The organism is Geobacillus sp. 47C-IIb (genome assembly GCF_014679705.1).
Classification (GTDB): Bacteria; Bacillota; Bacilli; order Bacillales; family Anoxybacillaceae; genus Geobacillus; species Geobacillus thermodenitrificans.
In genome coordinates this window covers 3571560-3596758 of sequence record NZ_CP061473.1, presented here as the reverse complement: position 1 = coordinate 3596758, position 25199 = coordinate 3571560, and the positions used below count along the sequence as shown (strand labels likewise).

The 25199-nt window shown below is 49.7% G+C and carries 25 protein-coding genes; 3 read left to right on the top strand and 22 right to left on the bottom strand.

From position 1 onward, the window contains the following. Nucleotides 1-65: 65 nt before the first annotated feature. The 16 genes from IC804_RS18115 to IC804_RS18040 form a co-directional block, all read right to left on the bottom strand. Complete coding sequence (locus IC804_RS18115) at nucleotides 66-1046, bottom strand: ABC transporter permease subunit (protein ID WP_011887357.1); 981 nt, start codon at nucleotides 1044-1046, stop codon at nucleotides 66-68. Continuing rightward, nucleotides 1039-1953: an ABC transporter ATP-binding protein gene (locus IC804_RS18110; RefSeq protein WP_008879212.1), complete on the bottom strand. Its 915-nt coding sequence runs from the start codon at nucleotides 1951-1953 to the stop codon at nucleotides 1039-1041. Before IC804_RS18110 ends, IC804_RS18115 begins: the two co-directional genes overlap by 8 nt. Continuing rightward, nucleotides 1950-2747, bottom strand: a complete 798-nt coding sequence (locus tag IC804_RS18105; protein WP_011887356.1) for an SGNH/GDSL hydrolase family protein — start codon at nucleotides 2745-2747, stop codon at nucleotides 1950-1952. Before IC804_RS18105 ends, IC804_RS18110 begins: the two co-directional genes overlap by 4 nt. 10 nt (nucleotides 2748-2757) lie before the next feature. After that, nucleotides 2758-3054: a transporter suffix domain-containing protein gene (locus IC804_RS18100; protein ID WP_008879214.1), complete on the bottom strand. Its 297-nt coding sequence runs from the start codon at nucleotides 3052-3054 to the stop codon at nucleotides 2758-2760. A 332-nt stretch (nucleotides 3055-3386) separates the two neighbouring features. After that, nucleotides 3387-4343 carry an MBL fold metallo-hydrolase gene (locus IC804_RS18095; RefSeq protein ID WP_008879215.1) on the bottom strand — a complete coding sequence of 319 codons (957 nt, stop codon included), beginning with the start codon at nucleotides 4341-4343 and terminating at the stop codon, nucleotides 3387-3389. 152 nt (nucleotides 4344-4495) lie between these two features. Beyond that, entirely contained in the window at nucleotides 4496-5044 is a 549-nt protein-coding gene (gene hxlB / locus IC804_RS18090) for a 6-phospho-3-hexuloisomerase (RefSeq protein ID WP_008879216.1), read from the bottom strand. Then, complete coding sequence (gene hxlA, locus IC804_RS18085; protein WP_081157129.1) at nucleotides 5031-5678, bottom strand: 3-hexulose-6-phosphate synthase; 648 nt, start codon at nucleotides 5676-5678, stop codon at nucleotides 5031-5033. Before hxlA ends, hxlB begins: the two co-directional genes overlap by 14 nt. 26 nt (nucleotides 5679-5704) lie before the next feature. Beyond that, a complete protein-coding gene (locus IC804_RS18080) occupies nucleotides 5705-6718 on the bottom strand; it encodes a LacI family DNA-binding transcriptional regulator (protein ID WP_008879218.1) in 1014 nt (337 codons plus the stop codon). Nucleotides 6719-6802: 84 nt separating this feature from the next. After that, the gene (locus IC804_RS18075; protein ID WP_011887352.1) at nucleotides 6803-7465 is read right to left on the bottom strand and encodes a bifunctional 4-hydroxy-2-oxoglutarate aldolase/2-dehydro-3-deoxy-phosphogluconate aldolase; all 663 of its coding nucleotides are present in this window, start codon (nucleotides 7463-7465) and stop codon (nucleotides 6803-6805) included. Nucleotides 7466-7593: 128 nt separating this feature from the next. Further along, entirely contained in the window at nucleotides 7594-8898 is a 1305-nt protein-coding gene (locus IC804_RS18070) for an MFS transporter (protein ID WP_029760808.1), read from the bottom strand. After that, nucleotides 8895-9845 (bottom strand): sugar kinase, encoded by a 951-nt coding sequence (locus IC804_RS18065; RefSeq protein ID WP_081157128.1) that lies wholly within the window; start codon nucleotides 9843-9845, stop codon nucleotides 8895-8897. Before IC804_RS18065 ends, IC804_RS18070 begins: the two co-directional genes overlap by 4 nt. 18 nt (nucleotides 9846-9863) lie before the next feature. Further along, nucleotides 9864-10610, bottom strand: coding sequence for a sugar phosphate isomerase/epimerase family protein (locus IC804_RS18060; RefSeq protein WP_029760810.1), 747 nt, complete (start codon nucleotides 10608-10610; stop codon nucleotides 9864-9866). A gap of 274 nt (nucleotides 10611-10884) precedes the next feature. Beyond that, nucleotides 10885-11772 carry a sulfite exporter TauE/SafE family protein gene (locus IC804_RS18055; protein ID WP_029760812.1) on the bottom strand — a complete coding sequence of 296 codons (888 nt, stop codon included), beginning with the start codon at nucleotides 11770-11772 and terminating at the stop codon, nucleotides 10885-10887. 138 nt (nucleotides 11773-11910) lie between these two features. Further along, nucleotides 11911-13269: a type I glutamate--ammonia ligase gene (gene glnA, locus IC804_RS18050; RefSeq protein ID WP_008879224.1), complete on the bottom strand. Its 1359-nt coding sequence runs from the start codon at nucleotides 13267-13269 to the stop codon at nucleotides 11911-11913. Nucleotides 13270-13815: 546 nt separating this feature from the next. Beyond that, on the bottom strand, nucleotides 13816-13959 hold the full coding sequence (locus tag IC804_RS18045; protein ID WP_172437871.1) for a hypothetical protein: 144 nt from the start codon (nucleotides 13957-13959) through the stop codon (nucleotides 13816-13818). Between the two features lie 32 nt (nucleotides 13960-13991). Beyond that, entirely contained in the window at nucleotides 13992-14555 is a 564-nt protein-coding gene (locus IC804_RS18040; protein ID WP_029760814.1) for a thioredoxin family protein, read from the bottom strand. A gap of 146 nt (nucleotides 14556-14701) precedes the next feature. Here IC804_RS18040 and IC804_RS18035 point away from each other — a divergent pair, with 146 nt between their 5' ends. The 3 genes from IC804_RS18035 to IC804_RS18025 all read left to right on the top strand — a co-directional run bounded on the left by IC804_RS18035 (nucleotide 14702) and on the right by IC804_RS18025 (nucleotide 17534). After that, a complete protein-coding gene (locus tag IC804_RS18035; protein WP_223812962.1) occupies nucleotides 14702-15679 on the top strand; it encodes a coiled-coil domain-containing protein in 978 nt (325 codons plus the stop codon). A gap of 197 nt (nucleotides 15680-15876) precedes the next feature. Beyond that, a complete protein-coding gene (locus tag IC804_RS18030; RefSeq protein ID WP_081157126.1) occupies nucleotides 15877-16881 on the top strand; it encodes an LLM class flavin-dependent oxidoreductase in 1005 nt (334 codons plus the stop codon). Nucleotides 16882-16886: 5 nt separating this feature from the next. Further along, nucleotides 16887-17534 carry an MOSC domain-containing protein gene (locus IC804_RS18025; protein ID WP_081157125.1) on the top strand — a complete coding sequence of 216 codons (648 nt, stop codon included), beginning with the start codon at nucleotides 16887-16889 and terminating at the stop codon, nucleotides 17532-17534. A gap of 142 nt (nucleotides 17535-17676) precedes the next feature. Here IC804_RS18025 and IC804_RS18020 read toward each other — a convergent pair whose 3' ends face one another. From IC804_RS18020 to IC804_RS17995, 6 genes are all read right to left on the bottom strand, one after another. Next, a complete protein-coding gene (locus tag IC804_RS18020) occupies nucleotides 17677-19476 on the bottom strand; it encodes an ABC transporter ATP-binding protein (protein WP_008879229.1) in 1800 nt (599 codons plus the stop codon). Then, nucleotides 19460-21196: an ABC transporter ATP-binding protein gene (locus tag IC804_RS18015; RefSeq protein WP_008879230.1), complete on the bottom strand. Its 1737-nt coding sequence runs from the start codon at nucleotides 21194-21196 to the stop codon at nucleotides 19460-19462. Before IC804_RS18015 ends, IC804_RS18020 begins: the two co-directional genes overlap by 17 nt. A gap of 273 nt (nucleotides 21197-21469) precedes the next feature. Further along, a complete protein-coding gene (locus tag IC804_RS18010; RefSeq protein ID WP_011887346.1) occupies nucleotides 21470-21898 on the bottom strand; it encodes an STAS domain-containing protein in 429 nt (142 codons plus the stop codon). 62 nt (nucleotides 21899-21960) lie between these two features. After that, nucleotides 21961-22395 carry an ATP-binding protein gene (locus IC804_RS18005; RefSeq protein ID WP_011887345.1) on the bottom strand — a complete coding sequence of 145 codons (435 nt, stop codon included), beginning with the start codon at nucleotides 22393-22395 and terminating at the stop codon, nucleotides 21961-21963. Nucleotides 22396-22407: 12 nt separating this feature from the next. Continuing rightward, nucleotides 22408-23853 carry a SpoIIE family protein phosphatase gene (locus IC804_RS18000; protein WP_008879233.1) on the bottom strand — a complete coding sequence of 482 codons (1446 nt, stop codon included), beginning with the start codon at nucleotides 23851-23853 and terminating at the stop codon, nucleotides 22408-22410. A 231-nt stretch (nucleotides 23854-24084) separates the two neighbouring features. Next, on the bottom strand, nucleotides 24085-25185 hold the full coding sequence (locus IC804_RS17995) for a GerAB/ArcD/ProY family transporter (protein ID WP_081157124.1): 1101 nt from the start codon (nucleotides 25183-25185) through the stop codon (nucleotides 24085-24087). Nucleotides 25186-25199: the final 14 nt, after the last annotated feature.

Here is a 25199-nt window from a genome sequence, read left to right as displayed (position 1 = left end):
TTCCGACGCATGAACACTCATTGAAACACCCGTGGGGAGTCCCTCCCACGGGTTTCGTTTGCTTCTCAATACACATCCCGCCGCGTAAAAACAACAAAAGCCACGATGAGAGCGACGAGTCCCCAAACGGCCAACACCGCCATTGAAAAGCCGAGCGTCATTCCTTCCACCGGTGGCGTCGTTCCTTTAATATAGTCGGTGAGACGCAAATTGACCATAAACAAATATTTTGCCGAATGCCATGACGACACCATATTGGACAAAATGGCACCAGAAATTAACGACGCCAACATAATCCCCATTACCGCCGCTGTGCTCCGCAAGAGCACGGAAAGCATAAATGTCAACGTGCCGACAACAACGCTGACAAATGTTGCCAAACCAAGCTCCATAAGCACGTATTCCCATTGAGGAATCATATGGACGTTCGTTGTATTAAGATCCTCCCCTTGAGGTACAAATCCGGTCAATAGCGGCAGACGAAAGCCGCCGTACCCGAACACAAGGCCGGAAATAACATATGACAACACCGCAGTCGTTAGCATAATAAACGATACAGACAACAAGAGAGCAATATATTTGCTTAGCAACACTTTCCATCGCTTCACCGGCCGGACGAGCAGCAGTTTGATCGTTCCGGTGCTCGCCTCTGATGACACAAGATCAGCCGCCACCACCATCACTAACAGCGGCAAAAACAAATCGATTGCGTTTTCGATAAAAACGCGCATAAACGTCGGCGCGCCGGGAGCGGACGGGTTAATGTCATGCTCTAAGTAATATTGTTGTTGTTGAAGGCGGATTTGCAAATATTTGCGCCACTCTTCTGACATGCTTGGTGACTGGAGACGGTTTTGCAAGTCGACGATTTGCTGCTGCAGCTGCGTCCGCCAATCAGTCGTGCCAAGCCGCTTCTTCAATTCTTCTGTCTCCCGGTATTGGGCGTATGTAAATAGAGCAACAAGCACCGCAACAATGGCGGCGATCACCCATAACCGCTTTTTGCGGACGATTTTCAGCATTTCATTGTACACAAGCTTAATCAATCGTTTCGCCCCCTGTCAGCTCGATAAACAAATCTTCGAGCGTTGGCAGCCGTGGTTCAATTTGAGCGACCGCCACGCCGGCGCGAATGAGTTTAGTGTTCCAAGCAGCAAGCTTGGCCGGCTCATACGGCGTGACGATGATCTCCTCGTTTGCTCTTAGCACTTCCGTTTCCTCGGCCAACAGCGCCCGCGCTTTGTCAACAGGGTCAGCTTTCCAAACGACACGCGCCTGTTCTTTTAACAGCCGCTCGACCGTATCGACAGCTAAAAGCCGCCCTTTCGCCATAATGGCAACGCGGTCGCACATGAGCTGAATTTCACTTAACAAGTGCGACGATACGAGAACGCTCAGTCCTTCCGTTTCCGCCAAAAAGCGGATGAAGGCTCGCATTTCACGAATGCCGGCCGGATCAAGGCCGTTCGTCGGCTCATCCAAAATGAGCACCTTCGGTTTCCCGAGCAGCGCCTGGGCAATGCCAAGCCGCTGCCGCATGCCGAGCGAATACGTGCTCACCCGGTCATGAATGCGCTGTTCAAGGCCGACGAGCTTCGTCACTTCCATGATCCGCTCCTCACCCACTTCGGGCATCATGCGGGCGAAATGTTCAAGGTTTTCCCAACCTGTTAAATACGGATACATTTCTGGATTTTCGACAATACAGCCGATATGACGGATCGCTTCGGTGAACCGGTGATGAAGATCATACCCACAAATCGCCACCGTTCCCGACGTCGGACGAATAAGTCCGACAAGCATGCGGATTGTCGTCGTTTTGCCTGCGCCGTTCGGTCCTAAAAATCCGAACACTTCCCCTTCGCGCAATTCAAACGAAATCCCTTTAATAATTTCTTTGCCACGAATCGTTTTCCGCAGCTCTTTAACTGCTAACGTTACCTGTTTCGTCACTGGCGATCCTCCTCCGTCAACGTAATGAGCGAGGCGACGCGCTCCCCGATCCGCTTGTACCCTTCCTTATTCGGATGGAAATGATCGCTATACAAATAGTCGTTGACATGCAAGGCAAATAAGTCAAACGTCGGCACAGCGACGATATTCGGATAGTGGGCCGCCACTTCGGCTGATGCAAAATTCCAATCGCGAACAATGGCCGACGTTCGTTTGGCATCATCTAAATCGCTAAACGGATTGTACAGGCCGATCGCAAAAATGACCGCTTCGCTGTTCAAGCGGCGAAGCAAGGCAAAAATGCGGTCAAGGTTCGCAATATACTGCCGTTTCGCCTCATCGAGCTCTTTCACATTCCACTCAAGCGCCTCTCCCCCCTGAAACAAATCGTTGCCGCCGATCGTCATCACAATCAGATCGGCCATGGCGATTTGCCGCTGAATCTCAGACTGGCCAAGCTGACGGAGCAGTCCGTCGGAGCGCAAGCCGCGGATCGCCAAATTGGTGACGCGAATCGGTTCATCTGTCTGTTGGCGAAGCTCATCGACCATATAGCCGATATACCCTTTGCCACTTTCATCGCCCGTTCCCCGCGTCAGCGAGTCGCCTAAGGCGACAATGTCAATCTCCCCATCGCGCTTCTTTGCTTCGTTGGCTGATGGCCGCTTTTGTTCGACCGAGGGTTTGGCAGCCGTAAACAGCTGGTCTTGCACCACTAAGGCAAGGCCGCCGAGCCAAAGCAGCGCAGACAGCGCGGCAACCATCATTAAAAGCGATACAATGTTGCGTCGCATGCCAATCACCTCACTTCCGCATTATTCCCTCTTGCGTTTGGTCTCGACTTGTCTCGTCATCATTTGTTTCGTCCAAGCGGCGCTGTTTGATTCGCCAATGTTTCGGATTCCAATACTTTCTCAACTTCGCGGCCGCTTCCTTTCCAACCAACACAGCCCCTATCCAGAACATGATTTCCGCCGCCACAATGGCACCGGTAGCGACCAACGTTTTGCCCGCCGCAGAAAGCGGCAAAAACGGAGCAAGAGGTGGAATGATCCACACAACAAACGACGCAATGATAAGCCCGATGCCAATCCGGTACATGACAGGCCGCCTCTGCTTCATCCTTTCGTGCCCCTCCATTCCATTTATGGTCGACCACTTATTTTCACCCTAACATACGTATCACAATTTTATCATAGTTCCGAAAGAAGACTCCCGCTTCAAGCATGTGAAGAGCACATCTTGGCAATCAGCAGAGAGAAGCGGTTGGCATCAGCCAAAACACGTATGAGCATCAATATGTATACCATTTGTTACGGACAGGCTATACGACTGCATAGAGAACCTCCCATACAAAAAACGACGCAAAGCCTTCCATATGTAAACGCCATCCTACAAAAAAGAAGCCTAGCCGAATCAGCTAGGACAAATGATTATCGTTGTTTCCGCCAATAATCGATGATCCCCATCGCACACACTTGTAAATCGAGCTCGATCACCTTGTAAACCGGTGATGAAGCCGGGATGCTGCACTCGTTAAGAAACGCCGTAATGTCGTTATGCAGCAGTTTCGTGACCGCTTTCGCCTGTTCAGCCGCCGGCGCCTCAGGATGACGGGCGATTACTTCTTTTCCGGCCGCAACAAACTTCGGCAGCCAAAAACGAAGCTGGCGGAATGCCTCCTCCGGTTGATCGAGCGCACCAAAATGACCAAAATAGATGCGCGTCGGGTTCAACTTCTCGAGCCGCTCCGCCGACTGTTTCATCGCTTCGGGGTTAAACTGGTTCGGGGAGGTCGACGGCAGGCAAAACGCGAGCCCCGCTTCTTGCAACTGCGGATAAAAAACACCGATCGTATCACCGGTAAACACTCCACCGCTGTATGAATCATAAATGGAAAAATGATGGTTGGCATGCCCGGGCGTATCGTAAAACGTGAGCGTCCGTTCCGCACTCAGCACAAGCGTCTCCCCATCCTCTTTTACGAGCAGCCGCTCTTCCGGAACCGGAACAATCGGATCAAAGAGTGCGTCAAACTGCTCCCCGTATACCGCCTTCGCTCCGGCGATCAGACGCGACGGATCAGCCAAATGCCGCTTTCCTTTCGGATGGACGATGACCGTAGCGTTTGGGCAATGTTCAAGCAACACCCCAACACCGCCGGCATGGTCCAAATGAATATGGGTAACAATGATATAGCGAATATCAGCCGGATCAATATGAAGCGCTTTCAATCCAGCAAGCAAATGCGGCACCGACGGGCTTGGACCCGTTTCAATAATCGCTAAGTTTTCTTCATGAAGCACGTATGTACCGGTGCGCTGCGGCATACGCAAGTCGTATAAATCGATGAGCGACATACGATGTCCAAGACTAATTGGCTGTGTCATTGTTCTCCTCCCCTCACATGTCATATGCAGAATATTCTAACATAAAGATTGATTTCACGCTACTAATGACCCTAACACAAACCAACCAACAATTTCACTTTTCATAAATGAAAAGAGCCCCAAGTCACCTTTTGACTTGGAGCTCCTTTCACTTATTCTAAATTACTATGCCGTTGAAATGCTTTCTGGTGTTCAACTTGTTGATTATTCGCATATTGCAAGCAGATGGCATCTAAAATCAGGTGCGTACATTGATCAAATAAGGAACCTAGCGGTTGTTTACTTTGCGTCTCATGACCACGCCGGTATTTGGTGGCCGCCGGAATATGAACGGTAAGAGAAGCGATATTCGCCAAAGCGGACGATAAATCCGTAGTGACGGCAATCACCTCACATCCAAGTTGTTTCGCCTTTTCTGCAATCCACACCGTCTGTTTTGTCACTCCCGAGCCCGAGATAGCAATTAACGTATCTCCGCTTTGCAGTGAAGGAGTGACCGTTTCTCCCACAGCATAGACCGTTGCGCCGAGATGCATCAGCCGCATAGCAAACGCCTTTCCCATGAATCCGGAACGCCCCTCGCCAGCCACAAAAATCCGCTTCGCTTTCGCCAGACGCATCGCTACACACTCAATGCTCATATGGTCAAATTCGGCAAATACTTGTTCTATTTCTGAAAAAATGACTTCAATTGGATGCATCATCGATCCCCCTATTTCGAACCAATTGTCTCAATTCTCTCGCCGCCCGTTCCGGATGCTCCGCCCGCGTGATGGCCGAACCGATAATCACAATCGAGGGGTGAAGCGGTTGAATTTGTTTCATTGTAGCAGCTGAAATTCCTCCAGCAACCGCTAGATTGCAACCAGTTGGGCGATGAAAATGTGCGAAATTGAAGTTTTTGTGCTGCTGTGCAAACTCCTGTTCATCCTTGCTGACATGGATGCAAAAAATCGCTTCCTTATACTGCAATAGTTGCTGCCTCACCGACTCGTTTGTATTTAATAAATCGATCATGACTTTTTTTCCGCGGATGCTAGCCTCCTTCAAACACGCTTCCACCGTCATTAGCGGTGCAACGCCCATGACTGTCATCACGTCCGCCCCCGCCTCGAAACATAGGTTGCATTCATACACAGCGTTATCCATCGTTTTCGTATCCGCGACAATCATTTTGCTAGGGAACGCACGCTTTATCGCTTCAATACTTTTGATGCCAAACTCTTTAATCAACGAGGTTCCTACTTCAATCCAATCAATATACTCCTCAACTTGTTGAGTGATTTGAATTGCTTGATTGATATCCATTCGATCAAGCGCAAGCTGAATATACATCTTCCACTCTCCATTCATCCTGTAAGTTAGCCATCAGCTTTTTTCGTTCCCGAAGACTCACGAACGATTAACTGACAGAAAAACGTATATAATTGCGCCTCGTCACATTCATTATGAATTTGTTTCCATAACAATTCGGCCGCTTTTTTGCCCATTTCATATGCCGGCTGGGCAATGGTGGTGATCGTTGGAGTTGAAATAGCGGCAAATGGAATATTATCAAAAACAACGACCGCTAAGTCTTCGGGAACGCGGATCCGATTCTGCTTAATAAACGCCATCACTTCAAAGAAGGATAAATCATTTCCTGCTAATAAAGCGGTTGGCTTTTGCGGCAGGGAGAACATCTCCTCTAATCGCGATGTAAGACGATGAATTTCATCAGAAATCATATATTCTGGTCTGATCTCAATTCCATGATCAATTAATGCCTGTTTATAGCCACTCATCCGCTCAATGCGTGGAGAGACGGTTAAAGGTGGGGTTACGATTCCAATGCGTGTATGCCCTTGTTCAATAAGATGAGATACCGCTTCATATGCCGCTCCCTTGTTATTCACTACGATCGTATGGACATTGATCCCATCAACTTTCCGGTCCATAAAGACCACAGGATAGTTTTCCCGTTCCATTTGTTGATAAAGCTCGATATTGCCTCCAGTCGGAACAATGACTAACCCATCTACTTGACGCGCACGCAACACTTCAATATACTTTCTCTCTTTGGCAGGGTCATCATCTGCATTACAGATGATCGCCTGCATATCATGTTCATGACAATAATCTTCAATGGCTCGGCTAAACTCCGTTGACACCCGATGCATAATATTGGCGATAATAATCCCGATCATAGATGTCCGTTTTTGTTTTAAACTTCGGGCAACATAGTTTGGGCGATAACCAAGTTTTTCAATGGCCGCTTTAATCCGTTCCCTCGTTTCATCGCCCATATGTTCATACCGTTGATTTAAAAATTGCGATACTGTGCTTTTCGATACTCCTGCCTCTTTTGCAACATCAGCCAATGTGACCTTTTTCACTTGCCTCATCCTTTGTTATCCATGAATTGGTTTTGTCATCCCTTTTATTTTAGCAAGAATAACAAAGTCTCCCCAAATTCGGAGCTATTTGGCTGCCCTATTGGTTGATGAGCGTTTGGCATTCCTTACCTTTTCCACAAATTTGCTAGCTGTCTTTTTTAATTGAATGAATCCTTCATCCGTCATTTCTTTACGCGGATCAAAAAGCGAGTGGCCTAATCCGACCGCAACAGCCCCCGCCGAAATGTAAGATCCGGCATTTTCCAAGTTGATTCCCCCTGTTGCTACGAATGGAATATGTGGAAGCGGACTGGAAACCGCCCGAAAATACGTTGGTCCAAGAACATGGGCTGGAAAAATTTTTACCATATCCGCTCCGTTCTCATAGGCCATGACGATTTCTGTTGGTGTCATCGCCCCTGGCATGCATAATCCACCATATCGCTTGACAGTACGGATCATTTCGATATTGACCGTCGGTGAAACGACAAACTGCGCCCCAGAGAGCATAGCCGCTCTAGCTGTCTCGGCATCCAAGACCGTGCCAGCCCCTACCGTTAAATGATCAGGAAACTCCGTACGCAATGTTTCGATCATGTTTAAGGCCCCAGGAGTTTCCATCGTTACCTCCAATATGGTGATTCCTGCCTCTTGTAACACCTCGGCAACCGGCATCATCATATGTGGCTGAATATGGCGAAGAATAGCAATAATCCCGATTTTTTCAATTTCAAAATAAACCGACATACTTTCTCTCCTTTACAACAGCTACAGCCAGCCGACTAGTGAATGCCTGACTGCCGGCTGTAGCGAAAATGAACGTACTCCTCATGATACGTTAACTATGCAAGAACCTGTTATCTATAGTATAATATTTAGTTGCCAATGCTTTTTTGTGCTTGATGGGCAACCCACTCATCAGGCACCTTTTTTTGTTTATTGCCCCCTTTAACAGCAATGATGGTTAACCATGATGCAAGAAGCAATGAAGCTGCCATAAAAATATACGATGCTCCAAATCCGCCAGTAACTCCGTTTAAATAACCAACAACATACGACCCTGCAAATGACCCAAGCGCTCCCATGCTGTTAATTAACGCCATCGCCCCACCGGCGACATTCCGAGGCAAAATCTCGGGAATGATCGCAAAAAATGGTCCGTACGGTGCATACATAGCCGCTCCAGCAACGACCAACAGGATGAATGAAATCCAAAAATGGTTCGTCCCGATGGCATACGAAGCGTAAAACGCAATGGCACCAATTAATAAAGAGGGCCATACAAATCCTGAACGATTTAATGTTTTATCAGAGAAGTAAGAAGAAACAATCATAAAAATAACCGCAAAGATGTAAGGCACTGATGACAGCCACCCTGTTGTAACAATATCCATATGCGGCGCCGCTTTAATAATGGATGGCAACCACATCACAAACCCATATACTCCAATACTCCACAACGCATATTGCAAACTTAATAGAATGACAATTTTGGACCGAAATGCTTCACGATAATTTTTCACCGGTTTTAATCCTCGTTGCTCCTGTTCTAGCTGCTTCTGCAATTGCTCTTTCTCTTCTCCTGTCAACCATTTGGCCATCTTCGGTTCATCTTCAACCAACTTCCACCAAATAAATGCCCATATGATAGCAGGAACTCCTTCAATAACAAACATCCATCTCCAACCGAATGATTCAATCAAATAGCCTGATACAATGGACATCCATAATACCGTCACTGGGTTGCCAAGAATTAAAAACGTATTTGCCCGAGATCTCTCTTCTTTCGTAAACCAATGGCTTAAAAAGACAAGCATCGCAGGCATGACAGCGCTTTCGACAACCCCTAATAAAAAGCGAATTACCATCAACCAATGAATATTGCTGACTAACCCCGTCGCACTCGCCAGTCCGCCCCAAAGAATTAACGACCAGAAAATCAATTTCTTCGCACTCTTCTTTTCTGCGTAATGGGCGCCTGGTATCTGAAATAAAAAATATCCAAGGAAAAACAGCGACCCTAACAAAGACGAGGTGGCAGCGGAAATGTTTAAGTCTTCGGCCAAACCTCCTGCTGCGCCAAATCCGTAATTCGCCCGATCAAGATAAGCCAAACTATACGTAATAAATACGACCGGAATCAGGCGGTACCACCGCGATTTCGCCAATGTCCCTTTCACGCTAGGCCCTCCTCCCGAATGTTGATAAACTGTTCCAACTGTTGTCGAGTTGGATATCCATCACTGTCCCCTTCTGACTGAACGGCTAACGCCCCGATGGCATTCCCCCGCAAAACCGCTTCGCGTATCGGAAGCCCTTCAAGCAAGCCACTAATGACGCCAACAGCAAAACCATCCCCCGCTCCAACGGTATCGACGACTTTCAAAACCGAAAAACTTGGAACATATCCTTCATCATTGGCGCATTTATAGAAAGCACCTTTGTCCCCAAGCTTAACGACAACGAGCCGCACTCCTTTTTCTAAGTAAAAGTCGGCAATGTCTCTTGGGTCGGCACATCCCGTCAATAGCTCCCCCTCATGCACCCCCGGCAAGAAGCAATCGCTTTCCAACGCCACCTCATTAATCACACGGATCATCTCTTCCCTTGATTTCCATAAAGAAGGACGCAAGTTCGGATCAAACGATATCGTTTTCCCCTCTTTTCGCATGAACGATTGAACATGCTTAGCGAACTCTCTCATTGAATCGGAAATAGCCAATGGAATTCCAGTCATGTGCAAATGTCTCGCTGTCCGAAAATATGCTTCATTGAAATCACCTATATGCATATAGCTGGCCGCAGATCCCTTCCGAAAATATTGCACCTCCGGGTCGCCCTCTGACATTTTCGATTTCAGCTGAAAACCGGTCGGATGCTCCGGATCGATTGCTACTTGTTCAATATTGACTCCCTCACTTTGCAACTGTTCGATAATATAGGCGCCAAAGGCGTCATTCCCAACTTTACTTACCCATCCGCTTTTTAAACCTAATCGGGCAAAACCAATGGCCGTATTCACTTCCGCCCCGGCCAGCGCTTTATGAAAACAACGCACACGGTGCAGCGGCCCTATTTCGGTCGCAATAAACATCACCATCGCTTCTCCGAATGTCACAACATCCATTCGCAGACTCCCCTCTTTCTACGGTGCTTGAAGCAAACGAATGTAATATGGTATGAACTCAACATCATTGATCGGAAATTCTAGTGCAATCGGCAAGTCAGTCGAAAATGCCCTTAAAATCGCCTTCCATTCTTTCGAGTTTTCTTCTGTTAACGGAACCGTTTTCAATCTCCCATCATACTTTTCCACATGTTTCAGATGGACGTAACGGATAAAGGGATGAAAATGGCTTAGGGCAACCGCTGCACTTTCTCCGCAATATTTCCAATTTCCAATATCGAACGTCATATAAACAGGCAGTTGATACTCATGAATGTCGTTGAAAAACCGGTATAAAGAGGAAATGGTCCCCCCATTAGGGGTTTGATCATTTTCGATGAACAGTTGCAACTGTTCCTTGATTTCTTCTAACAATGTCTTTAAATCGTCCATCTCGCAAAGAAGGGGATCGTAACAGCCTAACGGTACTTTTAACATCACCGCTCCTAACTCTTTTGCTTCCTGGATGACAAGATGAAGTTCTTCATTTAACCGCCCGTTTGCCGCCCAAAGAGGACTGGGAGAAGAGTAAACAAGAAACATCCCCATTTCGTCAGCAATCGTTTTCAAATGCCCAAGCGGATGATCGTGAACCGTTAACAGCTCCCTCCGAATCTCTACTCCAGAAACTCCCGTCCCGTACATTTTTTGAATAAAAAACCGTTGCCCTTTTTCTCGCACTTCGTTTCTATCCAAAGCATTGAGCGGGATCACAACATTTCTCATATTCACATCACCCCCTTTATTATTCGTTTTGTAAAACGTTTTAGTAAATCGTTTTACAAGAAGCATTTTATCACTCACTGAATTATCTGTCAATCATTTTATAATATTCAGACTTATATCTGCCCAAAAAACGAAATGGGAGCGAGACGATCCCTGCACCAATCAACCGATCGCTGCTCCCACCAGCATTTTTCATTATTCATGCCATACCATGACCTATGATCCATAACAATCATCTGACTCAAACTGTTACTACTTACACTTTCTTGAACGCTTATGACACCATCTCCCCGCTGGCCACTTTCCCTTTCCGCCCGTTTTTTATTGCCATCCATACCGCGGTGGCCCAACCAATAACGATAAGCCCATAAACGGTCGGATATACTGGCGCCGGCACCTCCCAAGCGTGAAGGAGTGTGCGGGCATTCGTCAAAATAATTAATCCGCCAACGAGCACTCCGAGCAAATGGGACGGCAGTTTGCGCACAAGCCAGGCGGCAATCGGAGCAGCGACAATCCCGCCAGCCATGAGCGTCAGCACCCAATACCAGTTCACTTGCTCCCAACCGAGGGAGATCGCAAAGCCCAATGTCGCTGATAATGCGATGGCAAATTCGGACGTATCGACTGTGCCGATGACTTTGCGCGCTTCCGTGCTTTTATTCGCCAACAAGATTGGTGTCGCGATCGGCCCCCAACCCCCGCCGCCGGTGGCATCAAGAAAACCAGCCGTCAATCCGAGCGGAATAAGCTGCTTATTTGACCATTGCTTCTTCGATTTGGATGACGAACGGCCGTTTAAAAACAAAAAGCGATAAATAATATAAAAGCCAAGCGCCAATAAAAACAACGAAATGTACGGTTTGATCAAATCCCCCGGCAAATTGCTTAAAAAGCACGCTCCTACAAACGCGCCGACCGATCCAGGAATGATCAGCTTAACTACCATATCGCGGTCGATGTTGCCAAATTTCCAATGAGACACACCAGACGCCGCAGTCGTCACGACTTCCGCCAGATGAACGGACGCTGAGGCAACGGCCGGAGCAATGCCGAACGTCAATAAGAGCGTCGTTGACGTGACGCCGTACGCCATCCCGAGCGATCCGTCAATGAGCTGAGCGATGAAGCCAACGAACACAAAAACGATGAGTTTTTTCATCCGTCTCCCTCCGTTTGCATGATTTGGCATGAGTAACTTATGCATTTAATTTAATTCCAACTATACATAGTTGTCAACTATGAATTTTTAAAAAAATAAAAAGGACGCCCTGAACAAAGCAGAGCACCCTTTGTTCCATTAGAACTTCCCTTGATATTGCTCGATTTCCCACGCATGAACCGCCGTGCAGTAGCTGTTCCATTCGTCTTTTTTCATCGCCACGTATTCATTGAATACGTGCTCGCCAAGCGTTGCGCGGCCGATTTCTCCACCTTCGAATGCCGCAATGGCAGCACCTAAGTTTTCCGGCAAGTTATCAATGCCAAGTTTGGCACGGCGGTCTTCTGACATATGGAAAATGTCTTCATCAACTGCAGCCGGCGGCGTTAGGCCTTTTTCCACACCATCCAAACCAGCTGCAGCAATGATGGCGTACGCCAAGTACGGGTTGGCCGACGGGTCTGGGCAGCGCAGCTCGACACGCGTTGCCATACCGCGTTTCGCCGGAATGCGGATGAGCGCGGAGCGGTTCGAAGCAGACCACGCGATGTAGCAAGGCGCTTCGTAACCTGGCACAAGCCGTTTATACGAATTGACGAGCGGATTCGTCACCACCGCGAAATGTTTGACATGATGCAGCAACCCCGCGATAAACTGGTACGCTGTTTCCGAGAGCTGGTTAGCATCATTCGGATCAAAGAACGCGTTTTCGCCGTCTTTAAAGAGCGACATATTCACATGCATCCCTGAACCGTTAATACCAAAAACCGGTTTCGGCATGAACGTCGCATGAAGACCGAATTTGCCGGCGATCGTTTTGACGACCCATTTGTATGTCGTCGCATTGTCTGCCGCGCCGAGCGCGTCTGCGTATTTGAAGTTGATCTCATGCTGACCTTCCGCCACTTCATGGTGCGATGCTTCGATCGTAAACCCCATCGCTTTGAGGGCGCGGTAAATTTCAAGACGGACGCGTTCCCCTAAGTCTTTCGGGGACGGCTCAAAATAGCCGCCGTTATCATGGAGCTCAAGCGTCGGATTGCCATTTTCATCCGCTTTAAACAGGAAAAATTCGAGTTCCGGACCGACTGAGATCGCGTATCCTTTTTCTGCTGCCCGCTCAACCGTTTTTTTCAACACGTTGCGCGGATCACCTTCAAACGGCGTGCCGTCAGGGTTAGCCACCGAGCAGAGGAAGCGTGCTTCCGCATAACCTTCCTCGACCGTCCACGGCAACACCGCAAACGTATTTAAATCCGGAACAAGGTACAAGTCAGAACGATTGATCGGCGAGAACCCTTTGATCGACGAACCATCAAACATGATTTTCCCCGCAACGACATCATCGAGCTGTTCAACCGTCACCGTCACATGTTTTAAAATTCCTTCAATGTCAACGAACTGCAAATGGAGAAGCTCAACGCTTTTTTGTTTGATCGTTTCTTTAATTTGTTCTAACAGGGGCGCTTGGGTAGAGGAAACGAACGATTTCAACATGTTACATTACCTCACATTCACACGTTTATTTTCCTAACATGTTTTTATTATAGAAAAAGACCGATCATTTGGCAACCTTTTTTCGAAAATTTTTCTGCATTTTTATAATGTTTTTTGCAATCGGTTTCAAAAAGAGGGTGAAAAAACGAATGTTTATGCAAAAAGGAACGGCTTGGGAAATGATTATCTCTCCCAAGCCGTTCTTAGTCATTCGCTATCCATGTTACATTTTCTCCACACATTGCCATAATCCGAACGGAATCAGCGGAAAACCGCTCGATAAACGTATGCGCCCCTCATAAGCGGTTGCCAGCATCCCGCCCATCTTCATCATTTTAGCGCAGGAGGCCCCGTGCAACGAATGAGAAGGGCGGAGCCCAATGAGTAACTAGGGGAAGAAGGCGCCTTCCCCCTCTCTCTTCTAATAGGCTATTCACAAACCAATACTCGATATCGTTTGCCGCCATCTTCTCACTCTTTGTTGTTTACATAATGTTAATTATGAAAACTCAAAGAATGAAACAAAAACAATGGAAGCCCTTCCTCTCATCCATCCTTGCCGCTCCGAAGCGGCGCCAGTGTGAATTTGTCAGCGATTGGCGGCAACAAAACGCCGTGCCAGCTGCACTCGCAATGCAACGGCACGGCGTTGACGATTCCTTGATGAGCGAATGATGTTCTTCCTATCATACCCGTTTGACAATGAGAAGTCAAGTAAATCACTATGATGTTGGCTTCCATTTAATGCTGCAGCCGATGCTCGGCTTTTGGTTTTCCGGCACGGGACGACCCGCCAGCAAGGCATCAAGCGCTGCGCGAATCGACTCCCCGGTCACTGGAATGCCGTTGTTTGGACGTGAATCATCGAGCTGGCCACGATAGACGCATTTCAGTTCACGGTCAAAAATGTAAAAGTCCGGGGTGCAAGCGGCATCATATGCCTTCGCCACTTCCTGCGTCTCATCGTATAAGTATGGAAACGGATAGTTGAACTCTTCGGCCACTTTTTTCATGTTTTCGGGTGAGTCTTCCGGATATTGTTCGGCGTCATTGGCGTTGATCGCGACAAATGACACCCCTTTTGGCATGTAATCGTTCGCTAAACGGACGAGCTCGTGCTGTACATGCTTCACAAACGGACAATGGTTGCAAATAAACATAATGACAGTCGCCACGTCAGATTTCACGTCATCAAGGCGAACGAGTCGGCCATCGACGGCATTCGTCAAGGCAAACGACGGGGCCTGTTTGCCAAGCGGAAACATATTCGATTCGACAGCTGGCATCATGAACACCCTTTCTCCCGTTTTTTCTTCCTCATTATACCAAAGAGCGAACACCCCGACAAATATGCCGCCCAAACCGAACCGAAAAGCATGGCATATGATGACACATAGGCGAATGGAAAGGAGGCTTGCATGCATTGATTTACATGAACAAGCGGATGACCCCGCGCGTATACAGCGCGACTCCTCCTCCATCCTCACACGTCGTGTTCTATCACCGCCGAACCGCCGCAGACGAACTGCTCGACCAGCAAAAACAGTTATTTGAACAGTTGGCGGAAACACTCGCTCGGATCGAGCAAACGGTGGAAGAAGGGCAGCTGAAACAGGCGCAACAGTACGAACAGACGGCTGGCACCTTGGCTCACCTCGAACAATCGCTTATCAATGAACAGGCGGAACAGAATGAGCTTGGTGGTCAGCTCGTCCGGTCGCTCGCTGATCTCAAGCAGACGATGGCAGCGGGGCAGACGGAGCAAACAAGGCTCTATCAGGAGCTTGCCGGAACGCTTGCTCTCCTCTTGCAATCCGTTGAAACCGGACAAGAACAGCAGACACAGCAAAACGAACGATGGACAGAAGCGCTCACCCGCATCGAACAGCGGTTCGCTGTCGGACAGACAGAGCAAGCCGAACTCACCGACATGCTCGCTCGCCTTGAGCAATCGCTCATCGCTCAACAGCAAATAGAAAACGAACAACAGCATAAATGGGAAGAGCAGTTCGCGAAAGAAGGAACAGCACGCCAATCGGTCATTGAAGCGTTGACAGTACAAAGCGAAACGTTGCGCCAGCTTGAACAGCGAACAGCTGAGCGGGAACAGCTGACCGAAGCGATGACTAGCCGCCTTGAAGAGCAAGAAAAACTGTACCAACAGCTCATTGATCAGCTCGAGTTGCAGCAAGTCTTTCATCAGACGGTGATCGAACGGCTCGAAGCGCAAGAGGCGTCACAATACAAAATCACCCGCCAGCTCGACAGCTTAAAAGAAGCGCTATACGAACGGTGTTCATTTATCGTTGACAGCGTTAAACAACTCTTTCATTCCTTCTTCCCCGGACGCGCACGCCATCAAAAAAAGAATCGTCAAACGGCCGAACAGAAAGAATCCGTTCACCTTTAGACTCTTCCCCATTTGATTTCACGACCGATCGCCGACAACTAAGCTCCCTTGGAAACTCTTGACGAATCCGCCACCTTGAAACGGCGGATGATTTTTTGCCCGCTGCAACGTCAGGCAAATCAATAGACAAAACGAAGACTAACCAAGCATAATAAGAACTAACCATTTTTCACCTTGAACAAAGAGGAGGAACGAACATGCCGTTGCAACTCAGCGTCCTTGACCAATCGCCAATCGCTGAAGGCATGACAGCAGAAGAGGCGCTTGCAAACACCGTCCGACTCGCACAATTTGTCGAAGAGCTCGGCTATAAGCGGTTTTGGGTATCGGAACATCATGATACAACCAGCCTTGCTGGCTCGTCTCCGGAAGTGCTGCTCGGTCATATCGGGGCGAAAACGTCGCGCATTCGCATCGGCTCCGGCGGCGTCATGCTGCCGCATTACAGCCCTTATAAAATCGCGGAAAACTTTCATGTACTTGCCGGACTCCATCCCGGCCGCGTCGACTTAGGCATTGGACGGGCGCCCGGCGGCATGCCGCGGGCGACGATCGCGCTGCAAGGCGACAGACGCCGACCGGTCGACCGTTATCCGGAACAAATCGATGATTTGCTCAGCTACTTGTATGACACCCTTCCACCGGTGCATCCGCTTTACGGAGTGAAAGCGACGCCGATCGTCCAATCGCCACCTGATGTATGGCTGCTCGGTTCAAGCTCAGAAACGGCTAAGTTGGCCGCGGCTAAAGGATTGCCATATGCGTTCGCCCAATTTATTAACGGTGAAGGCGGCGAACAATATATGCGCTCGTATCGCGAGCGGTTTGTTCCGTCACCGTATTTAGCCGAGCCGCGCTCGATGGTCGCCGTGTTTGCGATTTGCGCCGAGACAGATGAAAAGGCAGAGTGGATTGCCGGGAGTCTAGACTTAACGTTGCTCATGCTCGAGCAAGGGATGGCGGTGAACGGTACGCCAAGCCCAGAAAAAGCTGCGGCGTACTCATACAGTCCGTATGAACGCAAACGGGTCGCGGACAACCGGAGACGAATGATCGTCGGCAGTCCAGCGCGCGTCAAAGACGAATTATACCGGTTAAGCGAAGCGTATGAAACAGAAGAGATCATGCTCGTCACGATTACATACGATTTTCATGACAAGCTCACCTCTTTTCGGCTGATCGCTGAGGCGGTATGGGGGTGAAACGAATGCGAATCCTTTCGATTAACATCGGAAAGCCAAAAACAGTGGAGGTCAATGGCGAGCGGCTAGTGACCGGCATTTACAAAACACCAGTCGCCGGATCGGTCGCTGTCGGCAAACAAAACGTAGCCGGGGACGGGCAAGCGGATCTTATCCATCACGGCGGGGAAGACAAAGCCATTTGTGCCTATCCATCAGAACATTTTGCCTATTGGGAACAGAAATATGCCCGTCCGTTTCCCCCAAGCTCGTTTGGAGAAAACTGGACGCTCTCTGGACTGACCGAAGAAAATGCATGCCTTGGCGACATTTATGCCGCCGGCACGGCGCTCGTGCAAGTGTCGCAGCCGCGCCAACCATGTTCAAAACTCGCACTTCGCCACCGGCTTCCGGATTTGCCGAAAGCCGTCTGTCAAACGGGAAAAAGCGGATTTTATTTTCGGGTGCTGAAAGAGGGCATCGTCGAGCCGGATGCACCGCTTATCCTCATTGAACGTGGCGCTGGGGAGTTATCGATCGCCTATATGAATCACATTTACTATCATGAGCGGGACAATATCGCAGCCCTAGAACAAATCGCCCATCACCCAGCCCTATCAACGAGCTGGCGCGAAGCGTTTCTTCACCGCCTCACCAATCAGAGGAAACGATAAACCATTAAGATAACATCGTTCACCTGTTTAGCGCAACTGGCGAAATATCACCAATCACAACACAGGCGCCCCTATTGGAACGGCACTCCTGCTTGCTTTGCAAGACTCCGTTTGCCTGTCGGGGCGCCTTTTACACTTTGTCCTATGCTTGCTGTGTGCCGCGTTCCCAATAGCGGCGGTACAAATGGAAGTAAAATCCTTTCGTCGCTAGCAATTCATCGTGTGTTCCTTGTTCGATCACTTTCCCCTCGTTAAGCACAAGAATGCGGTCAGCATGTTGGATCGTGTTCAGCCGATGGGCGATGACAAAACACGTCCGACCGTCCATCAGCCGTGTGAGCGCTTCTTGAATGCGCACTTCTGTCACCGTATCGATATTGCTTGTCGCTTCATCCAAAATCAATACTGCCGGGTCGGCGATCATCGCTCGAGCGATGGCCAACAGCTGCCGCTGACCTTGGCTGATTCCTCCGCCGCCCGGTGTCAAGATGGTGTCATAGCCATTCGGCAGCTTCATAATAAAAGAATGGGCGTTTGCCTTCCGCGCCGCTTCCTCCACTTCTTCATCCGTCGCCTCAAGCCGCCCGTAGCGAATGTTGTCACGAATCGTTCCCTCAAACAAAAACGTATCCTGAAGCACGAACGCCATATGCCGCCGCAAGCTTGCCCGCTTGATCGTGCGGCTGTCACGGCCATCGATGAAAATAGCCCCCTCATCCGGATCGTAAAAGCGAGTCAATAGTTGGAGCACAGTCGTTTTGCCCGCTCCGGTCGGGCCAACGAGCGCAACCGTTTCTCCCGGGGAGACGGAAAATGTCACACCGACAAGCGCCGGGTGATGCTTGTTATATGAAAAAACGACATCGCGAAACTCGATGCGCCCATTGATCCGATCGATCGCTTCTGCTTCCTGTTCATCTTCCGCTTCGCGTGGTGTATCAAAAATTTCCAACACCCGCTCCGCACCGGCTAATGCCGACAGCAGCGTATTCCATTGGTTGGCCAAGTCGTTGAGCGGACGGGTAAATTGACGGGCGTATTCGACAAATACGACGATCGTTCCGACTGACACCGCCCCTTTCGCCGCGAGCCATCCGCCGATGCCGGCAATAAGCGCGAAACTCAAGTTGTTTAAAAAGTTCATCAACTTCGGAATGAAGCCCGAATACGTTTGTGCCCAAAACCCAGCTTGTTTCAACTCGGCATTTTTACGCGCCAATTCGGCTTCCATCCGCTTTTCTTGAGAGAACAGTTTCACGACTTTTTGTCCAGAAATGACCTCTTCAATAAAGCCATTCATCTCGCCAAGGGCGCGCTGCTGTTCACGGAAGCGCGCTTGCGTCCGACGCGTAATCCAGCGCATCCCGGCGTACATGAGCGGCACAACGACGAGCGTTACGACCGTCAATATTATGCTAAGCGAAATCATCACCGCCATAGCGCCGAGCAGCGTCAACGTACTTGCGATCACTTGGGTCACTGTGCTGTTAAAGGTCTGACTCATGTTATCGATGTCGTTTGTAATCCGGCTCATCAATTCGCCTTGCTGGCGGCGGTCAAAAAAGGAAATCGGCAGCTCATGAAAATGGCGAAACAGCTGTTCTCTAATCGCGTGTACTGTCCGTTGGGCGACGTCGACCATCCAATAGTTTTGCAAAAACGTCGTTGCGCCAAGGGCAGCATAAATCGACAGCAGAAAAACAAGCGTCGCGATGAAACCGTCCGTCTTCCGCTCGACAATATACAGATCGACTGCCCGGCCGATCACATACGGGCCGGCAAGCGCCAGCGCCGAGCTGGTGACGACCATCGTCACCGCCGCGAGCAGCTTTCGCTTTTGCGGGGCGATAAACGTCCAAAGCCGCCGCAGTGTGCCAACGCTGTTTTTGGCCCGCTGCCCCGTCCCAAGGCGGGCTCCGTGGTGGCTATGCCGTAGTGACATTGCTTTGTCCCTTCTTTCCTTCCTGCGTAGCGACAATCCGTCGGTATCGTTCGCTTGTCGCTAGCAACTGTTCATGACTTCCTTGGGCGATTAAGCGCCCGTCTTCTAAAAGCAAAATCGTATCGGCCGCCATCGCTGTACTCACTTTTTGTGTCACCATCACCGTCGTACACGCATATCGCCGCAAGGCAGCGAGCAACTTCGCTTCCGTCGCCGCGTCGAGCGCGCTCGTGCTGTCATCCAAAAGCAAAATGCTTGGATCGCCGACTAACGCGCGGGCGATCGACAGCCGTTGCTTTTGCCCGCCCGATAAATTGACGCCTTTTTGACCGACTACAGCGTCATACCCGTCCGGAAACTGAGCGATCGTTTCATGGATTTGCGCATCGGTGGCCGCTTGCATCATCTCTTCTGCCGTCGCCGACGTGTGGCCGAACCGTAGGTTATCGGCGATCGTGCCAGAGAACAACAGCACCTCCTGAGGGACGAAACGGACGGCCGTCCGCAACTGCTTAGCTGAGAATTCACGCACATCGATGCCATCAATCAACACCCGTCCAGCGCTCGGTTCATACAAGCGGGGGATCAGCTGAAGAAGCGTCGATTTCCCGGATCCGGTCATTCCTAAAATCGCCGCCGTCTCTTGTGGGCGGATGACAAACGATACGTCGGAAAGAGCATCATGCTTGCTGTTCGGATAACGGAACGACACGCGCTCAAACCGAATTTCGCCGCGCCGGATCGTCAGCCCATCCGTCTCGCTCGCTTCGGTTTGTTCTGTCGGCGCATCAAGCAGTTCGGCAAGGCGGGCGGCCGAGGCGCGCGCCCGCGACAACGCCATCGTAATGAACGTAAACAGCGATAACGCCGCCGTCGCCCGCGTCGCATAATTGACAACGGCAACGACTTCCCCGGCGCTGGCCGTCCCGCTCTCAATATCGAGGCGTCCAAAAAACAGAATCGCGACGATGGCTGCGTTCATGACAAACAATAATACCGGCGCGATCGTCTCAACGAGGCGGAGCACGCTCATCGTCTGCCGCATAAGTGCATCGTTTGCTGCAGTAAACCGCTCCTGCTCATATCCTCCCCGCATCCACGCCTTAATGAGACGCATGCCGGCCAAATTTTCACGCATCACGCCATTGACACGGTCCAATGCCCGTTGAACGGCGGAAAACGATGACACCGCCTTTTTCATCACCCATAATAAAAAAGCGGCTGAAAGCGGAACAGCCACTGCCAAAATAAGAGCTAGACGGGAATGGACGACAAACGCCATGGCAACGCCAAAGACGACGAGAAGCGGTGCACGCAAAGCGATACGCAAGCTCATAAACAGCATGTTTTGCACTTGCGTTACATCGTTCGTCATCCGGGTAATGAGTGAAGCCGCCGACAGCTGTTCAATGCACGCTAACGAAAATGACTGGATTTTGGCAAATAACGTTGTGCGCAGCATAAAGCCGTACTCCTGCCCAACGTAAGCAGCGGCAAACGAATTGGCAATGCCGGCGACAAACGCCAACAGCGAAGCGCCAAGCATGACGGCGCCCCACGTAAAAATGGCGGTAACATCCCGTTTCATCACACCATCATCAATGATTTTCCCCATTAATAGCGGCTGCCAAAGTTCAATCGTCAGCTCTGTCAACATGAACAGCCAAGCTAAAGCCATCCACTTCCGATACGGCCGCAAATAAAGAAGCACTCGCCGCACGTTGCGCCCCTCCCCTCTCCTGTTCCAGCCAAAGTGCCGAGCCGCCCTTTACTTTCATTTCTAGTTTTATTCTAAACTTGAACCATTTCTTTGACAATGATGACGCCTTGAGAACTTATTTGCGATGTGAACAAAAAAACCCCGAACAGCCGATCATGGCCGCTCGGGGTCTCGCAGCGTCAACATTCACGCTGCCAGTCGACAGTTGACCCAACGGCAGTTGCAAAACAGCCGGGGCTCACTTTTTATAATCCCGTTCCCAACGGGGCCGGTTTACGATCGGCATTGTTGCCATGCCGAATAGAGCTCCTCTTGGCCGATAGAATCCGGGGAGCGCAACGGAGGGAGCGATAGCAGTTCCTGTTCATCAGCAACGATTGGCAATAGCCGGTCAAGCTTGGCAATTAGCAAAATCTTTTTTAGCACAGCATTATCCCGGACGATCATGGCCATCGCACGGTTGGCGCTGACCACTTGTTTGAAAAAGCGGACAAGAAACGCCAATCCGGTGCTATCCAAAAATTGGAGGCCGCTTACATCGATCACAACAAGGCGACGCTTGACGGCGGCTGCTGCAACCAACAGCTTTTGTTCCGCAGCCAGCTGCGTATCATAAGCGAGCCGCCCGGTCAGCTTAATGCACTCGTACGCAGGTTCTGTAATCATTTCCAGTTCAAACGACAACCAATGCTGTTTCATCATATCCCCCTATCATTGACCAACCCTGCTCCGCCCCTGCCGCCTATGTTCATCGAGAAGCTGGACTAAAACGGTCTTTGTTGCGCTCTTTGCATTTTCATCACCAGCGTCCGCCGTCCATCCGCCCGCTCCACTACAGCCGTCATATCCATAATTTCATGAATCAGCAATAGCCCGCGACCTGATTCAGCTAGGAGCACATCGGAAAGCGTTTTTCTACCAAGCTGTTTGAACATTTCCTTTGGGATACCGTCACCGTCATCCTCGACCGCCACCGTCACTTCATCATCTGTAATGGAAAAAAACAATAAAATCGTCCCCTCGTTCAGTCCTAACCGCCGAACGGCTTTCACCGCATTAACAATCGCCTCATGCACAGCCAGCACAAACAATTCGGCATCGCGGACAGCAAATAAACAGGCGGTTTGCTCTGCGATCAGATCGCAAAATGCAATCGCCTCCTCGCTCGCCTTACAGCGCACCACCCACTCAGCCACCAAGTGAGCTCTCGCCTACCCATGGACTGTAATTGACAGCAAACAAACGTCATCAGTCGGCCTGGCGAGCGAAGGACTTTGGCTGATTAATTGTTCTAGGAAACCTTTATCCGGCAAATGACGGTACATTTGCGTGCATGTCCGAATTTTTTCAATGCTTTGCAAAATCGATGGATCCATTTCCTCTAAAATGCCGTCCGTATATAGAAGCAGGCGGGCTCGCCTATTGTAATCGATCACCCCTTTTTCAAACGGCAAAGAAAACGGGCTGCCGATCGCCAAGCCGCCTTTATCCAACTCATGCACACTCCCATCCTCAAAGACAAGCAGCCCGGCGGGATGGCCGGCATTCGTGTATTCAATTTTGCGCTCTTTTGTATCAATAACTAAATAAATCATCGAAAATAAATAACGCATGTCATTCGTCTCGTCCGGGAATAAGTTTTGCACATGCTTCTCCAGCTCACTTGCCACGGAAACGGGATCAATAACTCGCACAATCAACCCACGTAAAAGCGAGCGGAGCAGCATGCTCACTAAAGCCGAGGAAATGCCATGACCCATTACGTCGATGACGATCACCCCATAGCGGTATAAATCGATTTGGTAGCAGGCATAAATATCACCGGACAAATCATCGGACGGAATATAGACCGCTTCCATCGTTACTTCCTTATTTTGGATGAGCGGTGTCAACAAATTGTGCTGAATTTTTTTCGCCAGCTCGACTTGGCGCCGACGCTCACCCTCCTTTTGTTTTCGCTTGGTGATATCTTCTGCAAGAACAACATATCCGCTTGAACTTGGCACCGGAATGATCGTATAGGCGATATAGACCGGCGTACCGTCTTCGCGTTGTACAATTCCTTCACCGCATTGCCGCCTCTCAGGTGGAAACGGGAGCGGCGTTTGACCGCTGTGGCGGAAAAGCGTCCATATCGGACGTCCGATCGCTTCCTCTTTTCGGTATCCGAACAGCGCTTCGGCACCGTTCCCCCAATCTTGCACCGTCCCGTCCGCTGCCACTGGAACAACGGCAAACGGCGCAGAAGCATAAATGGTGCTCAACACCTCAGCCGACGTCAAAGTGGAGGCAGAGAGCGAGGTCTTTCGTTCAGCAAACTCCCAAACGAGCCATTCCCCTTCGCTCCCCGATAAGGCATAAACGTTCATCCGACTCGCGTACATCTGCCCATCTTTGACTACATGGTGCGCCTCCCCTTGCCAATATCCGTCCTTTTTCACCGCTTGGGCGATATGGTCAAACAAGCCGGCAGATCGTTCTACCGGAAAAAGAGAGCTGGCCGGCCGCCCGATCAATTCCTCTTTGGCCCATCCGAGCCGCTGTGTCATTCGCTCGCTGACCGCAAGAATGAAAAATCGGCGGTCCGTAATCATCATGCCGCTGCCCAACCGTTCAGCGTCTAGCTGGTCGATCGCCTGTACATTCGCTTTCACCATCGTTCAACCCTTTTTCTTTTAATAGTAAAATCTTTAGTTCCTCAGCCGACACCGGCTTTCCGAAACGAAAGATGCGCCTCGGCGCCGTGCTTCTTCCACCCCGCCTTCGGGATGTATTTTTATCACCATTCCACCCATTTGTTTCGAAATAAAAACAATGCTATTGTTTCATTCGCTCTTTTTCATTCATTTTCCTTCTTTTTTCGCCAAAAACCATCTAGTCCGTTTTTCTTATTTTGCCGGCTGGTTAAACCGCCGACGAATCGCCGCAATGATGAGCAGCAACACCGGAATAATGACTTGGAGCGGAACATGCAAGTAAAAGGTGACGATTTTCAATCCTTCTTGAATATGTTCCGCATAATTGCTGGCAATAACAACGGACAAAATGAGAATAAGCAGACCGAGTGGATAGACGAGCCGCCGGTAGCTCGAAATACCAAACAAGTTGGCCGCCCCAACGATCCCGGCGTAAAAAAAGATAGAGATTTTAAAAAAGCCGCCGGTGATCAAGGTAATCATAAAAAAGACGTCGAGACGCTCTAAAAAATCAGCTACTTGCACGCGACGGATCGTATCCAAAAGCGGAAACGACGAGCGCGATACCGTGTCGGGTCCGAGGACAGCCACATTGATCGCCATAATGAGCGCCAAATTGATCCCGCTCAGCACCATGCCGACCACCCCGGCTCGTCCTACTTTTGTCGGAGTATTGATATAGGGAAACAGCATCGTAAACACGATCATCTCACCAAACGGAACATATAACGTTTCGGTAAACACCGTTTTCCATACCCGCCTCCATCCTTCTTCCAACATCGGCTGCAGTTGGGTCACGTCAACGATCCCAGAAACAAAAACAAGGACAAATCCGATGGCCAAAAAGTAAAGCACTATCAAAAACAGTTCACCAGTGCGCGCCAATACTTCAATTCCTTTATAGACGCCATACATCACAGTCACCGCCATAATCGCATTTAACACAAACAACGGCGTCTCCGGATAGGCAAACGTCAACAACAGTTCGCCAAAGTCGCGCAGCACACGGGCGGCAATATAAAGAAAATATGTAATATAGACAATAGCTAGCAGCTTGCCGAGCGGTGCTCCGACAATTTGTGGCAGATAAGCAGTCAGCGGCTGATCGGGATAATACTCAAACAAACGGCGATAAACGAAAAATAACAGCAGTCCGATCGCCAAGCTAAGCAAAATGGAAATCCATACATCTTGCTTGGCGCTCACACCAAGTGGAATGACGACGGCACTGCCGTGCTCGAATAGCACAATTAACACAAATAACTGGCGCACGTTGATTTTGCTCGATTCCAATCGTATTCACCGCC